Below are 14,420 nucleotides of genomic sequence, written 5' to 3'. Positions count from 1 at the left end.
CTAGGCGCTAATTTACGCTGATTTGAGCGTCATTGCGTCGCAAAGCGACGACTTCCTACTTGCGAGCCGAGCTGCGATGTCAGCACAATGCGCGCACCAGGGAGAAACGAATAATGACAAAGAATCCATCGCGGCGCGATTTCAGCGCCGGCGCGCTCGCCACCATCGCCGCATCCACTTTGCCCGCGCCTTACGTCTGGGCCGCAGAGAAGAAATACGATGCGGGTGCCAGCGACACCGAGATCAAGATCGGGCAGACCGTGCCGCATTCCGGCCCCGGCTCGCTCTACGGCGTGCTCGGCCGCATTGGCGAAGCCTATTTCCAGATGCTGAACGAGAAGGGCGGCATCAACGGGCGCAAGATCAAGTTCCTGACCATGGACGATGCCTACAGCGCGCCGAAATGCGTCGAGGCGACGCGGCGCCTTGTGGAGCAGGAAGAGGTGCTCGCGCTCTACGGCTCGCTCGGCACCGCGCCGCAGACCGCCGTGCACAAATACCTGAACTCCAAGGGCGTGCCGCAGCTGCTGCTCAACACCGGCGCGTCGAAGTGGAACAACCCGAAAGAGTTCAAGTGGACGATGGCGGGCCTGCCGCTCTATCCGACCGAGGCGCGCATCCTGGCGCGACACGTCGTCAGCGTGAAGCCGAATGCGAAGATCGGTATCCTCTACCAGAACGACGATTTCGGCCGCGACTTCCTGGGGCCGTTCAAGAAGGTGCTGGCGGATGCCGGTGGCACCGCACAGGTGATCATGGAGCAGACCTACGATCTCACCGAGCCCACCGTCGATTCCCAGCTCATCAATCTGTCCAAATCCGGCGCCGACGTCTTCTACAACATCTCGACCGGCAAGGCCTCGTCGCAGTCGATCCGCAAGGTGGCCGAGCTCGGCTGGAAGCCGCTGCAACTTCTGTCCGCGGGCTCCACGGGCCGCTCGATCCTCAACGCCGCGGGTCTCGAGAACGCCGCCGGCATCGTCGCCATCCGCTACAACAAGGAGGTCGGCCTGCCGAAATGGGAGAAGGACCCCGACGTGATGGCGTTCGAGGAGCTCCGCAAGAAGTACACGCCGGCGATCGACCCCGACAACACCATCGCCTTTGCGGGCTATGGCCAGGCGGTGACCATGGGCGAGATCCTGCGCCGCTGCGGCGACGACCTCACCCGCGCCAACGTCTTGAAGCAGGCCTCCACGCTGGCGGGCTTCCACTCGCCCTACTTCCTGGACGGCGTCACCTACAGCTACACGCCCGCGGACTACACGCCGATGAAGACGTTGTTCATCTCCACCTTCACCGGCAAGGACTGGGACATCTCCGACAAGCCTATGTCGGAGTAGGGCGGGCGCCGCTCTCTCTCTTCCCCTCTCCCCGCAAGCGGGGAGAGGGGAACCTCCCACCCCTCGACGAACCCACCCCCACGACTTACCTCCTATGCCGTGCCGCCCCGCATCCTCAAAATCCCGGCCGAGCCGGCCACGCTGCTGCCCGACCGCTTCAACGCCTGGTTCGCGGCCCGCGGCTGGTCGCCGCGCGAGCATCAGCTCGCGCTGCTGGAGAAGGCGCGCGACGACGCCAGCGCGCTCCTGATCGCGCCGACCGGCGCCGGCAAGACGCTGGCCGGGTTTCTGCCGACGCTGGTGGAGTTATCTTCTCCCTCCCCCCTTGTGGGGGAGGGGCGGGGAGGGGAGTGGCCACAAGCTCCGCTCGTGGGGCTACCCCCCTCCCGGCAGCCTGCGGCTGCCGACCTCGCCCAAAAGGGGGGAGGTGTCAACAAGCTCATGTCCACCGGCCGTTCCGCGCGACGCACCGGCGGCCTGCACACGCTCTACATCTCGCCGCTGAAAGCGCTCGCCGTCGACATCGCGCGCAACCTCGAGCGTCCCATTGCCGAGATGGGCCTGCCGATCAAGGTCGAGACCCGCACCGGCGACACGCCGGTGTCGCGGCGCCAGCGGCAGCGGCGCTATCCGCCGGATGTTTTGCTGACGACGCCGGAGCAGCTCGCGCTCCTGCTCTCCTCCGACGATGCGCCGTTCCTGTTCTCCTCGCTCAAGCGCATCGTGCTCGACGAGTTGCATGCGCTGGTCACGTCCAAGCGCGGCGATCTGCTCTCGCTCGGCCTTGCGCGCCTCTGGCGCCTCGCGCCGCAGATGCGTGCGATCGGCCTGTCGGCGACGGTGGCCGAGCCGGAGCAACTCGCGCGCTTCCTGGTGCCGCAGCTTGAGGGCAAGGAAGCCGCCGCCGATATCGTCGTCGCCGGGGGCGCCGCGCCGCCGGAGGTCGAGATGCTGGACACGCGCGAGCGGCTGCCCTGGGCCGGCCACAGCGCGCGCCACGCGCTCCCCGAGATCTACGAGCTGATCAAGGCGAACAAGACCACGCTGGTCTTCGTCAACACCCGCAGCCAGGCCGAGATGCTGTTCCAGAATCTTTGGAGCATGAACGACGACGGCCTCGCGATTGCCCTGCATCACGGCTCGCTCGACGTCGCGCAGCGCCGCAAGGTCGAGGACGCGATGTCGGCGGGCAGGCTGCGCGGCGTGGTCTGCACCTCCTCCCTCGACCTCGGCGTCGACTGGGGCGACGTCGATCTCGTCGTCAATATCGGTGCGCCCAAGGGCTCCTCGCGCCTGATGCAGCGCATCGGCCGCGCCAATCACCGCCTCGACGAGGCCTCGCGTGCGGTGCTGGTGCCGGCCAACCGTTTCGAGGTGCTGGAGTGCCGCGTCGCCATCGATGCCGTCGCCGAGAATGCACAGGACACGCCTCCGCTTCGCACCGGTGCACTCGATGTGCTGGCCCAGCACGTGCTCGGCTGCGCCTGCGGCGAGCCGTTCTTCAGCGATGAGCTCTACGACGAGGTCCGCACCGCCGCGCCCTACGCCAACCTGTCGCGGCAGGATTTCGACGACGTCGTCGATTTCGTCGCCTCCGGCGGCTATGCGCTGAAGACCTACGAGCGCTTCGCCCGGATCAAGCAGGACAAGGAGGGCCGCTGGCGCGTCGCCAATCCCAAAGTGCGGCAGAGCTATCGGATGAATGTCGGCACCATCGTCGAGGACGACATGCTCAAGGTGCGCCTGGTGCGCTCGCGCGGCGGCGGTGCGGGAAAAGCAGGCGGATCGACCGGCGTGATCGCGCGTGGCGGCCGGCTGCTCGGCGAGATCGAGGAGGCCTTCATCGAGGGCCTCAGCCCCGGCGACACCTTCGTGTTCAGCGGCGAGGTGGTGCGCTACGAAACCCTGGTCGAGGACCAGGTCTATGTCTCGCGCGCGCATGACAAGGACCCGAAGGTGCCGTCCTACATGGGCGGCAAATTTCCACTCTCGACCTATCTCGCCGAGCGCGTGCGCCGGCTGCTGGACGACGGGCGCGCCTGGGGCGGCCTGCCGGAGCAGGTGCGCGACTGGCTCTCGCTGCAGAAGGACGTGTCCCGCGTGCCGGCGGTGCGCGAGCTTCTGGTCGAGAGCTTTCCGCGCGCCAACAAGCACTACATCGTCTGCTATCCCTTCGAGGGCCGCCTCGCGCACCAGACCCTCGGCATGCTGCTGACCCGCCGCCTCGAGCGCGCCCGCGCGCGGCCGCTCGGCTTCGTCGCCAACGAATATGCGGTGGCGGTCTGGGGGCTCGGCGACTTGTCGTTCATGATCCGCGAGGGCCGGATCGACCTCAACGCGCTGTTCGATCCTGACATGCTCGGTGACGATCTCGAAGCCTGGCTCGCCGAATCCGCCTTGATGAAGCGCACGTTCCGCAACTGCGCCATCATCTCCGGCCTGATCGCCCGCCGGCATACCGGTGAGGAGAAGAGCCGCCGCCAGGAGCTGTTCTCGACCGATCTCGTCTACGACGTGTTGCGCAAGCACCAGGCCGACCACGTCCTGCTCCGCGCCGCGCGCGCCGATGCCGCCACCGGCCTGCTCGATCTGCGCCGCCTCAGCGACATGCTGATGCGCATCCGGGGCCGCATCACCCACCGGGAACTCGACCGTGTCTCCCCGCTCGCGGTCCCCGTGATGCTGGAAATCGGCCGCGAGTCAGTTTATGGCGAAGCTGCAGACGAGCTGTTGGCGGAAGCCGCCGACGAGCTGGTCAAAGAGGCGATGGATAGAAGCGGGTAAGACGTGACGGCAGGCGCGCTGGGTTCAGGGGATGTCGAGGACATGCGCGTTTCCAGTGTCACCATCAGCGGTGTGACCTTCGCGGCCGATCTCTCCGGCGCGCTGTACTGGGAGGCGCAGCGCCTGCTGGTCGTCTCCGACCTGCATCTGGAAAAGGGGTCGAGCTTCGCCACGCGCGGCGTGTTGCTGCCACCCTACGATACCATCGCGACACTTGGCCGGCTCGCTGCTGTCATCTCCCGCCATGATCCCGACGTGGTCATCGCGCTCGGCGACAGCTTTCACGATCGCACCGCGCATGAGCGCCTGTCGGCGCGGGATCGCGACGCTGTGGCCGCACTCCAGAGCGGCCGCGACTGGATCTGGATCTCGGGGAATCATGATCCGATGCTGCCGCGCGATCTCGGCGGCACCATCGCCGACGAAGTCGCGATCGGCCCGATCACCTTCCGCCACGAGCCGACCGGCGCGCATGGCGAGATCGCCGGCCATCTGCATCCGAAGGCCCGCATCTCCGCGCGCGGAAGGTCGATGGAGCGCCGCTGCTTCGCCAGCGACGGCATGCGCGCCGTGATGCCCGCCTTCGGCGCCTATGCCGGCGGCCTCAGCATCCGCGATGAAGCGTTCGCAAGGATCTTTCCGAAGAACGGCTTCGTCGCCCACCTGCTGGGCGACCGCCGCGTCCACGCGATTGCAGCGTCGCGGTGTTATTGAGCAGTCCGTGTTGGACCCACGCTGTTTGCCGTGCACACCACCGCGCTCCCTCCCCCCTTGTAAGCAGGCTATCGCATTTGAAAACTTTTCCCGCGGCCATCCTTCGAGACGCCCGCTTCAGGCGGGCTCCTCAGGATGAGGACGGAGTGCGCGGCAGCAGTTTCAACGGGCACTGACGCTGATTAGCCTCATCCTGAGGAGGCGCATGAGCGCCGCCTCGAAGGACGAGGCGTGCGCGCAGGCCGCCGCAACGAGCCATATGCGATAGCCCTGCCACAAGGGGGGAGGGAACAGACCGACCTCGTGGCGACTACGCCGCCTTCGCCTGCACGTTCTCGCAGAACTCCGCGAGCCGGTCCGCAAGCCGCAGCGTCGCGGGGCTCGCATTTGGCGAGGCCATCAGCGCCACTTCGGTCTTGCTGATTGGCGCAAAGCCGTCTTTCGCCGTCAGCACGCGGTGATCGGACTGGATCGACATTTCCGACAGGATGCTTAAGCCCATGCCCGCGGCCACCGCGGCCTGAATGCCGGAAAGACTCGATGACGTGTAGGCGGTGTGCCAGGCGCGGCCCGCGCTTTCCAGCGCGTGGATGGCGCCGGCGCGATAGACGCAGCCGAGCGGAAAGCCGATCAGGGGCACTGATGGCACGTCGACGTCGACCGGATGGCTCTTGCTGGTGACCCAGTGCACCCGCTCCGGCCACACCGCGATCGCGCCCTTCTCGCCGGCCGCGCGCTTGTAGAGCGCCAGATCGAGCTCGCCGCGTTCGAGATCGCGGGCGAGGTTCTTGCTCTGGTCGGCGCGCACGTCGAGGCGCAGGCCGGGGTGCGAGCGCGAGAACGTGCCCAGCAGCTTCGTCAGCCGATAGGCCGCGAAATCCTCGGGGATGCCGAGCCGGATCGCGCCTTCGCCGCCGGGCTGGCGCAGCACGTCGCGCGCTTCCTCGGCAAGCGAGAGCAGTCGCCGCGCATAGGACAGCAGCCGCTCGCCGGCCTCGGTCGGGCGCACATCCTTGCCGTCCCGGTGCAGCAGCACCTGGCCGACATCCTCCTCCAGCCGTTTGATCTGCTGGCTCACGGTCGATTGCGTGCGGTGGACGCGTTCGCCGGCGCGGGTGAAGCCGCCGGCCTCGACCACCGAAACGAAGCTGCGGAGGAGCTCCAGATCGAGCATCGCTGCATCCATTCGAAAATCCACTGATCGTAAGTTAATCATTTAATTTCCAAATGACAAGCGGCGTCCCTAGATCGAAGGCTCAGGAGAATGCCCCATGTCGCTTGCGCCTTCGATTTCGGTTCCCCGTACCCGCTTCAATACCTTGCCGCTCGCCATCGGCCTGTTCTGCCTGCTCTGGAGCTATGCCTTCGTCGCCGGCAAGATCGGCGTCACGCATTGCCCGCCGCTGATCCTGCTCGCCGCGCGCTTCTCGCTCGCCGGCATCCTGATTCTGGGCGCCACGCTGATCCGCGGCGAGGCCTGGTCGCTGTCCTGGCGCGATGCCGCTGTTTTCGCCGTGCTCGGCATCGCCAACAATGCGCTCTATCTCGGGCTCGGCTACACCGGCCTGCAATCGGTCTCCGCCGGTCTCGGCGGCCTGATCGTCTCGGCCAATCCGGTGTTCACGGGGGCGCTCGCCGCACTGCTGCTCGGCGAAGGCATGACCTGGCGCAAGGCGAGCGGACTTCTGCTCGGCATCATCGGCGTGACGGCGATCGTGTGGCACCGTCTCTCGGTCGGCACCGACAGCCTGCACGGCATCGTCTTCACGCTGGCCTCGCTCGCCTCCATCGTCACCGGCACCATTCTGTTCAAGCTGCTCGCGCCGAGGGGCTCGTTGTGGATCGGCAATGGTGTGCAGAACCTCGCTGCGGGCATCGTGCTTGCGCCGATCGCGTTCACCTTCGCCGATGTCCGCGCGATCGACTTTACGCCGGGCCTGATCGGCGCCTTCGCCTTTCTCGTGCTCGGCGGCTCGATCCTCGCCTCCTGGCTCTGGTTTCATCTTCTGAAGGTGTGCGGCGCCACCGCCGCCAGCGCCTATCACTTCCTGATGCCGCCGCTCGGCATGCTGTTCGCGTACGTCGTGCTCGGCGAGCATGTCGAGGCGCGCGACCTGCTCGGCATCATCCCGGTCGCGCTCGGCATTTATCTCGTGACGCGGCCGGCGAAGGCGGCGGCGTAGCCGGATGGGCCGCCATCTCCACATCGTCATTGCGAGCGCAGCGAAGCCATCCAGTCCATCACCGCGGAGCGATTCTGGATTGTTTCGTTTCGCTCGCAATGACGGAGTACGCTAATCCTTCCTGAACACGATCGACGCCATCCACCCCGTCATCAGCGCCATCGCCACCGTGGCAAGCCCGTAGACGAACCCGTTCTGCCTTGCCGTCGTCGCGACGAACTGCTCGAAGCCGACCTTGACGATCTCGAAGGCGGTCTCGGTCTTGGTCACGAGCGCGCCGTTCGCGAACAGCTTGATCTCGACCTCATAGGTGCCGATCGGCACCTCCGCCGGCAGCGGAATGCCGGTGCGGAACAGCGTCGGCGTCAGGAACGTCACCGCGCTCGGGTCTTCGCGATAGAGCCCGCGCTCGGTGCGCAGGCGGACGAAGGCCGAGCGGAACGGGTCGTTCGGCACCACGTCGGCAAAGTCGCCGCTGACCCGTTGCGTCAGCCGCACGTTGTTGAGTCCGATCTGCTGCCGCCGCGCGATCTCGGGCGAGGTGATGGCGTCGAAGGGACGATTGGCGAACAGCGCCAGATAGCTCGGCACCTGCAGGAACTGCCGGTAGTCGGTGTTGATCCAGATGCCGAAGGTGCGTTCCTTCCGCCGCGTCACCATGTCGGCGCGCGGGCCCATCACGGTGACGACGAGATCGTAGGCGGTGCGGTCCGCGGGCGTCGTGGCGTCCTTCTCCACCGAGCCGAACAGCACCAGCTCCTCGCCGGAATAGTTCGGCGTCACCGTGACGCGATGGTTGGAGACCGACACGATCAGCCGCTCGGCGCGCGCGGCGGAACCGAGTAGCAGGACGACAAGAAGGGCGAGGAGCGTGCGCATCAGGTGCTCACCCCCAGCTCACGAATGGTGAAGAGATCTTCGGGCCGGATCACCAGCTCGATCGCGAAGCGGACGCCGACCGAGAGGATCAAGAGGCCCAGCAGCAGCCGCAGCTGCTCGCCGCGGATCTTCTGGCCGGCACGTGCTCCGAACTGCGCTCCGGTGACGCCGCCGACCATCAGGATCAGCGCCAGTACCGCATCGACGAGGTGATTGGTCACCGCGTGCAGAATGGTCGCGACCAGCATGGTGACGAGGGTGAGCACCATCGAGGTCCCGATCACCGTCGAGGTCGGCACCCTGAGCAGATAGATCATGATCGGCACCAGGATGAAGCCGCCGCCGATACCCATGATGGAGCCGATGAAGCCGATCATGGTGCCGACGATCAGCACGGGGATGACCGAGAGATAGATCTTCGATCGCTTGAACCGCATCTTCAGCGGCAGGCCGTGGATCCAGTTGTGCGTGCGTCGCGGCGGCACCGCGCCGCGCCGGGTCCGCATCAGGGCGCGCAGGCCCTCGGAGAACATCAGGCTGCCGACCGTGGTGAGCAGCACGACGTAGGACAGCGCGATCATCAGGTCGAGCTGGCCGAGCGCGCGAAGCTGCGTGAAGGTCCACACCCCGAGCGCCGTCCCGGTCACGCCGCCGCATAAAAGAACGCTCGCCAGTGCCGGATCGATCGCACGTCGTCGCCAATAGGTCAGGGCGCCGGAAAACGAGGAGGCCGCGATGTGGCTCGCCACGGAGGCGACCGCGACCGCCGGCGTGATGCCGATGAAGATCAGGAGCGGCGTCATCAGGAAGCCGCCGCCAATGCCGAACATGCCGGAGACGAAGCCGACCGCCGCGCCCATCGCCAGCACGAGGAAGACGTTGACCGGAAGATCGGCGATCGGGAGATAGAGCTGCATCGAGCCTGGTCCGGCGGACGATCGAAGACCGCGGAATACTCGCGCAGGACGAACGATTGCCGCGTTCCTCACATAGCCGAAAACGCCGCGCTGCGGGACAACGAATTGAACACGGCGCAGCGTTTTTCGCAACAAACCTGTGCCCTGAGCCGAATTCAAGGCACTGCATCTGCGGCTTCTTTGCCTGGGAATAACCCAGCCCGGCTACGGCTCGAGCGAACGGCGTGCCTCCATACACGCCTGAACAGCGATGCGCGCGGCGAAGGTCGCGTTAATCGCAGCCAGTGATGCGCTGGACCGCCTTTGTGTACTTCAAATGAAGCGAGCTGTTGGCCGTGTCCGACGCGGCATTACGACCCAGCATGCGATCCGAGTCCAGGCATGTTTGGAGGTCTTGCTGGATGTGCGAGCACGACCCCAAGGCGTTCTTCTCGGCCTCTTCCTTCGACGTTCCAAATCCAACAAACGTCTGTACACGACCGGCCTCGGTGTCGAGCGCCGATACAACAGTGATTTCCGAAATGTAGTAAGACGAGCACGAGGCGGCGAGAGCCTCGGTGGACGTTCCCGGAATTCCCAGCCAGAGGACGGCCAGCGCGGCCGCCTTCATCTTGGTCCTCTGGTCTGGAAAACGATCGTCTTGCCTGCGCGACCAGTCGAGAATGCCCATCTTTGTGTTCCTTTGTGGCACCTGAACTGGCGATTGCCTCAGTGCAAAAGGGGTCCGAAGCGTTGATGCAGATCAACGGCCGGGCATCGTCAGCCCGGGACGATAACCGAGGTAGAGGGACGTGACGCAGCTTGATCCGCATCGTCCTGACGAAAAGGCCGGGTGACAAGATGAACGAGAATGCCGTCGCTCTTCTCAACCCCATCAAGACGATCAGGGCGCACAAGTTTCTGAGTGTCGCGTTTTTGGCTCTCGTGCTGACGTTGATAGCGGTCGTCAACTCATTTCGGTTTTCACCAGATCCGAGCGGAGATGCAAGTTTCATCAACCGCGCCCAGCAGAAGTCCGTGCCGGGAATCAAGGTGAGTGCGAGCGCACTCGGAGCGGATGAGAGCGAAAGGAGCTTTGGTGAAAATCTGGCCGGTTACAACATTCAACCCGTCTGGCTGTCGATCGAGAACGAGACCGACGAGGCATTGGCGCTTCTCCCGGTCACGATGGATCCCGACTATTATTCTGCCTATGAGGTCTCCTACAGATTCCACGGCGCTCTGTCATGGTACGCCAACCGCGCCCGTGACCAATTCTTTCTCAAGCGCCAGATGCCGAGCGACCTTCCGCCGCACAGCAAGACGACGGGCTTCGTCTACGGGGTTCTGGATGCCGGCATCAAATATGCGCACATCATGATCGTCGGGAAGGGCCGCGTGGAGAGCTTCGAGCTCGCGCTGTTGGTTCCAGGGCCGCCGTTTGTCGGCACCAATATTCAAGCCGAGAAAGTCTATCCTGGCACGAAGATCGAGGAACTCGATCTTTCGTCATTGCGGGAGAGATTTGCAAACTTCGCCTGCTGTACCAAGGGGCCTGAGGGGAAACGTGATGGTGATCCGCTCAATCTCGTCATCATCGAAAGCAAGCAAGACCCCATCGTCCCTCTCATTGCCCGCGGATGGCACCTTGCCAGACAGCTCGATTTTGCAAGCGCGATCGAGACCGCGCGCGCTTTCTTGCTTCGAGATCCGTATCAGACGTCGCCCGTGAGCCCGCTTTACGTGTTCGGCCGCAGGGAAGACGTCGTCGTTCAGAAAGCCCGGTCCACCATCAATGAGCGCATTCACGCCCGATTTTGGCTGACGCCGTACACCTTCGATAATCGAAGGGTGTGGGTCGGCCATGTGAGCCGGGATATTGGTGTCCGACTGACCGATCAGACATGGAACTTGACCACGCACAAGATTGCGCCCGACGTCGATTTCGATCGGGCCTATTTTCTTCAGGATCTCATCATGTCCGGATTCAGCGAGCGCTTCGGTTACGTCAATGGCGTCGGAGCCGCACCACCATCCGCGCCGCGTGCAAATCTGACAGGCGACCCCTATTACACCGATGGATTGCGCGCGGTCATATTCCTGTCGAATCAAACAACGCCGCTCGGCAAGATCGACAGGCTTGCCTGGGAAACGCCGCCGTAGTGCGAGGGACCCTGTTCGCGGAGCGCTATCGCATCGCGCTTCAATGCGCCGCGGAGGCCGAGCGCCTGGCCGTGACCGGCTTCGGCGCGGGCTTCGCGTTCGCCTGCGGCGCGCTGTCCCAGCCACCGTTCGGCGTTGGGACGTTGACGGCATCGTCGGGCTGCGGCTCGGCGCTGAAGGTCTGGATCGCGAGCTTGGCGGCAGCGAGCGACTGCGGGTCGAGGCGCTTGGCGACGTCGTCGCGCTTGCCGGCGGCATCCGCATCGCCCTGCGCGGCCGCGAGGCTGAACCATTTGTAGGACTCGGCGAGGTTCTGCTCGACGCCGATGCCGCGGGCATAGAGGATGCCGAGGTTGAACTGGCTGTCGGCCACGCCGCGATCGGCAGCCTGGCGGAACCACTGCGCCGCGCTCTTGTAGTTGGCGCCGCGTCCGCCGCCGTCGGCATCGAGCACCGCGAGATTGTGCATCGCCTTGGCGTTGCCGCGCTCGGCGGCCTGGGTGTAGTAGCGGCGCGCGATGTCGGCGTCCTTGTTCACCCCCAGGCCCTTTTCATAGAGCGTGCCGAGCCGGAAGCTCGCGGGCACCACGCCGGCCTGCGCCGCGCGGTCGTACCACTTCGCCGCTTCGTCGTAATTGGTGGCGACGCCTTTGCCCTCCGCAAAGCGCACGCCGATCTCGTAGGCCGCGGTCGCATCGCCCTTCATCGCAGCGGTGCGCAAGGCCGGGCCGCCGATGGCATCAGGCAGCTTCTCGCTCGGCGGCACCTGGACGAGGCCGAGCCGCGCGCGGCTGGTGCCCGACAGCGCGCCGGTGATGTCGCTGCTCACAGCAGGCGGCGGCACTGCCGCGGCAGGCGCCTGCGGGATTTCGACCGAGGCCGAGTTGCCGGAACTGGGAGTCGGGGCGGCATTGTTCTGCGATTGCCGCCCGATCGGCGTCGGCGAGGTCATCGACGGCGTGATCTGCTCGAGCGAGGCCGGCTTGGTCTCGACCGGAGGTGGCGCAGGCGGCGGTGCCGGCTCGCTCGGAATATTCTGCATCGCCTGCGGTGCGGGCGGCGCGCTGCCGCCCTCGAGCAGGTTCATCGCCATCTTGAAGGTGCCGAGCACGATCACGACCACGCTCGCGCCGACCAGCAGCGAGCGGATTTTTGAGGTGATGGTCGAGCCGCCTTCCTGGCCCTTCTCCTTGGCGCGGGCGATCGCGGCCTTGGCGCCACGGGCCGGCTTCTCGGGCGGCTGTGCGGCGGCAGCTTGCGCCGCGCGGCGCGCGGCCGCGATGAAGCTCGACGACGACACCGGCTCTTTCGGTGCGGCGGGAATTTCGCTGATCGCGCTCTCGGAGGCGGCGATGCGCTCTGATGGGGTAGCGACGCGGCCGCCCGGCCGCGTGCCCGGCTCGAGCGGATGATCCGGCGGCAGTTCTGGCGCGATCGCGGCGCGTGCGGGCGCCGTGTGCGGCTCCAGGATCTCGCTGATCGCGCGCGGCGGAACGGGCGGCGGCATCTGCGGCGGCGCAGCCGGTGCGGCGGCATGGAATTCACGCGGCGCGGCGACGAAGGCGGAGGGCGGCGCCTGCTGCATGGCGGCCGGGTTCGGCAGCTCCGGCTTCGGATCGTATTTCGGCGGCTGTGCTTGCGGCCGCGGGTCGCGCGCCATCGGCGCGGGCTCGATGGGAGCAGCCATCGGCATCGGCTGCGGCGCCGGGGCCGGCGGCGCGGTTCGCACCGCGCGCAGATCGCCCTCGATCATGGAGAGGCGATCGACGACATGCCCGAGCGCGCTGTGCACGGCGTCGAGCGAGTCCTGGGTGCTGCGGTTGGTCTCGGCCTGGCTGAAGCGGATGTCGGACAGCTCGCGCTTGACGAGATCGACCACGCCGGAATCGACCGATGGCGCCGAGTTGCGGCTCTTGGCGAGGGCCGCATAGGTCGCCTGCTGGCGCTCCAGATGCCTGAGGATGTCGTGCAGGCCGTCCTCGACGCGACTCAAATTGCCGTTGCGCGGATCGGCGGCGGCCTCGATCCGCTCCAGAAGATACGAGATCCGCTGTTCGAGATGCGCGAAGGTCGAGGCGGAATCGTTGCCGACCTGCATGCGGTCGAAGCGGTCCGACAGCGCGCGGATTGCGGCTTCCAGATGCTCGGTGCTCTCGGCCGGCTGCGGCCGCTCGCGCGTTTCCAGCGCGGCGGTGAGGGCGGCGATGCGCTGCTCCAGCACCGCAAAGCTGTCGCCGTGGCCGGAGGCGCGGGTGATCTGGTCGACCTTGGACGACAGCAGCTGCACGTCCTCGGACAGCCGGGCCAGCGCCTCGTTGGAGGCGACGTTGGAGACGATGCCGCGCAGCGCCGCGATGGCGCCTTCGAGCTGGCGCACCGTCGAGGGATCGTCATTGGCGCGCAGGATCAGGTCGAGCTTGGCGCCGAGATTGCGGATTGCCTCGTCATAGCCGGTGAGCTGCTCGGCCGGGGTCAGCGTCCGCAGCACCTGCTTGATGTCGGACAGCGCGCGCTCGATGCCTGACAGAACCTGGGCGTCGGTGCCGTTGGAGCGGGTCTCGTCGATGCGCCGATGCAGCGAGCGGATTTCGTTCTCGATCGATTCGATCGCGCGCCGCGGCATCGCCTCGGTGATGGCGGTGCGAATTTCCGCAAGCTCGCTGCGGAACGCGTTGATCGCCTGCTCGGTATTGTCCGGCCGCTGCAGCGCTTCGATCTGGCTCGTGATCTTGAGCAGATGCCGCTCGAGCGACGAGAAATCCGGCCCCGGCTGCGGTGACGGCGGAGCGTAGGCAGGCGCGTGCGGCGCCATCGGCGGCGCGTAAGGTGCTGCGGGTGCAATCGAGGGCGCCGAGCGCGGCGGCATTTGCCTCGGCGCAAAGCCGTCGAGCTCGCTCTGGCGCGCGGTGATCTCGGCGACCGCGACGTCGAACGAGGCGGGGCTCAGGGGTGGCGAGCTGCGATAGACCTGCGCGGCCGCGCGCTCCACCGCATCGGCCTGACGCTGGCGCGCTTCAACGGGCGATGGGGCAGGGGCTGGCCGCGGGGCCTGCGGCTGCTGCGGGCGGGAGATTTGCGACAGGCGCGCGTCGAGCCGCGAGATCGCGTCGTTGAGCTGGCGCGCGACGCCTTGCTCGCGCGAGACGTCTCTTTCACGAGAAGAGTCCTGGCGCGGAGCGGGCTTTGAAATCCGTTCGATCTGCTGGGTGATCGCGTCAAGCCGCTGGTGGATGTCAGCGACTTCGCGGCTCTCCTGGCTCGGCATGTGTTGCGGACGTTGATCGTGACGCTGATCGTAAGGTCCGCGAAAGTTCGGTGGAGCAGTTTCGCCGAGCGTGGAGTTGAGCCAATCGTTGAGCGACATGCCCGCGCGACGCGCAGCAGCCTCGGCCCGCTCCCTTACGGATGGATCGATGCCGTCAACACTCCACGATACGCGCGAATTCATGACTCTGTCC

At 66.2% G+C, this 14,420-nt stretch carries 10 protein-coding genes; 5 read left to right on the top strand and 5 right to left on the bottom strand.

Annotated elements, in window-relative coordinates; translation table 11 throughout:
* Window positions 1-113: 113 nt before the first annotated feature.
* The 3 genes from ACRQ5Q_RS39220 (at window position 114) to pdeM (ending at window position 4,841) form a co-directional block, all read left to right on the top strand.
* Window positions 114-1,343: an ABC transporter substrate-binding protein gene (locus ACRQ5Q_RS39220; RefSeq protein ID WP_439395139.1), complete on the top strand. Its 1,230-nt coding sequence runs from the start codon at window positions 114-116 to the stop codon at window positions 1,341-1,343.
* 99 nt (window positions 1,344-1,442) lie between these two features.
* Entirely contained in the window at window positions 1,443-4,127 is a 2,685-nt protein-coding gene (locus tag ACRQ5Q_RS39215; protein WP_439395137.1) for a ligase-associated DNA damage response DEXH box helicase, read from the top strand.
* 42 nt (window positions 4,128-4,169) lie between these two features.
* Window positions 4,170-4,841 (top strand): ligase-associated DNA damage response endonuclease PdeM, encoded by a 672-nt coding sequence (gene pdeM / locus ACRQ5Q_RS39210; protein ID WP_439395135.1) that lies wholly within the window; start codon window positions 4,170-4,172, stop codon window positions 4,839-4,841.
* A gap of 310 nt (window positions 4,842-5,151) precedes the next feature.
* On the opposite strand, the gene ACRQ5Q_RS39205 is transcribed toward pdeM, so the two are convergent.
* Window positions 5,152-6,015: a LysR family transcriptional regulator gene (locus ACRQ5Q_RS39205; RefSeq protein WP_439399945.1), complete on the bottom strand. Its 864-nt coding sequence runs from the start codon at window positions 6,013-6,015 to the stop codon at window positions 5,152-5,154.
* A gap of 97 nt (window positions 6,016-6,112) precedes the next feature.
* Between ACRQ5Q_RS39205 and ACRQ5Q_RS39200 the strand changes: the two genes are divergently transcribed.
* Window positions 6,113-7,024 (top strand): DMT family transporter, encoded by a 912-nt coding sequence (locus tag ACRQ5Q_RS39200; protein WP_439371600.1) that lies wholly within the window; start codon window positions 6,113-6,115, stop codon window positions 7,022-7,024.
* A 111-nt stretch (window positions 7,025-7,135) separates the two neighbouring features.
* Here the strand turns inward: ACRQ5Q_RS39200 and ACRQ5Q_RS39195 are convergent, their stop codons facing one another.
* The 3 genes from ACRQ5Q_RS39195 to ACRQ5Q_RS39185 form a co-directional block, all read right to left on the bottom strand.
* Window positions 7,136-7,903: a TIGR02186 family protein gene (locus ACRQ5Q_RS39195; protein WP_439395133.1), complete on the bottom strand. Its 768-nt coding sequence runs from the start codon at window positions 7,901-7,903 to the stop codon at window positions 7,136-7,138.
* Complete coding sequence (locus ACRQ5Q_RS39190) at window positions 7,903-8,820, bottom strand: sulfite exporter TauE/SafE family protein (RefSeq protein WP_439371597.1); 918 nt, start codon at window positions 8,818-8,820, stop codon at window positions 7,903-7,905. Before ACRQ5Q_RS39190 ends, ACRQ5Q_RS39195 begins: the two co-directional genes overlap by 1 nt.
* Window positions 8,821-9,091: 271 nt before the next feature.
* Window positions 9,092-9,490: a hypothetical protein gene (locus ACRQ5Q_RS39185; RefSeq protein WP_439371596.1), complete on the bottom strand. Its 399-nt coding sequence runs from the start codon at window positions 9,488-9,490 to the stop codon at window positions 9,092-9,094.
* Between the two features lie 131 nt (window positions 9,491-9,621).
* Between ACRQ5Q_RS39185 and ACRQ5Q_RS39180 the strand changes: the two genes are divergently transcribed.
* Window positions 9,622-10,962 carry an LssY C-terminal domain-containing protein gene (locus ACRQ5Q_RS39180; RefSeq protein WP_439395131.1) on the top strand — a complete coding sequence of 447 codons (1,341 nt, stop codon included), beginning with the start codon at window positions 9,622-9,624 and terminating at the stop codon, window positions 10,960-10,962.
* 40 nt (window positions 10,963-11,002) lie between these two features.
* On the opposite strand, the gene ACRQ5Q_RS39175 is transcribed toward ACRQ5Q_RS39180, so the two are convergent.
* Window positions 11,003-14,410 (bottom strand): hypothetical protein, encoded by a 3,408-nt coding sequence (locus ACRQ5Q_RS39175; RefSeq protein ID WP_439395129.1) that lies wholly within the window; start codon window positions 14,408-14,410, stop codon window positions 11,003-11,005.
* Between the last annotated feature and the right edge of the window lie 10 nt (window positions 14,411-14,420).

It is taken from the genome of Bradyrhizobium sp. PMVTL-01, assembly GCF_051861855.1.
In the GTDB taxonomy this organism is placed as follows: domain Bacteria; phylum Pseudomonadota; class Alphaproteobacteria; order Rhizobiales; family Xanthobacteraceae; genus Bradyrhizobium.
This window is presented reverse-complemented; position numbering and strand designations above follow the sequence as displayed.

What these genes read in the sequence shown, in the direction of transcription:
- ACRQ5Q_RS39220 (WP_439395139.1), top strand. Translation starts at nt 114, where the DNA reads ATGACAAAGAATCCATCGCGGCGCGATTTCAGCGCCGGCGCGCTCGCC.
- pdeM (WP_439395135.1), top strand. Translation starts at nt 4,170, where the DNA reads ATGCGCGTTTCCAGTGTCACCATCAGCGGTGTGACCTTCGCGGCCGAT.
- ACRQ5Q_RS39205 (WP_439399945.1), bottom strand. Translation starts at nt 6,015, where the DNA reads ATGCTCGATCTGGAGCTCCTCCGCAGCTTCGTTTCGGTGGTCGAGGCC.
- ACRQ5Q_RS39200 (WP_439371600.1), top strand. Translation starts at nt 6,113, where the DNA reads ATGTCGCTTGCGCCTTCGATTTCGGTTCCCCGTACCCGCTTCAATACC.
- ACRQ5Q_RS39195 (WP_439395133.1), bottom strand. Translation starts at nt 7,903, where the DNA reads ATGCGCACGCTCCTCGCCCTTCTTGTCGTCCTGCTACTCGGTTCCGCC.
- ACRQ5Q_RS39190 (WP_439371597.1), bottom strand. Translation starts at nt 8,820, where the DNA reads ATGCAGCTCTATCTCCCGATCGCCGATCTTCCGGTCAACGTCTTCCTC.
- ACRQ5Q_RS39185 (WP_439371596.1), bottom strand. Translation starts at nt 9,490, where the DNA reads ATGGGCATTCTCGACTGGTCGCGCAGGCAAGACGATCGTTTTCCAGAC.
- ACRQ5Q_RS39175 (WP_439395129.1), bottom strand. Translation starts at nt 14,410, where the DNA reads ATGAATTCGCGCGTATCGTGGAGTGTTGACGGCATCGATCCATCCGTA.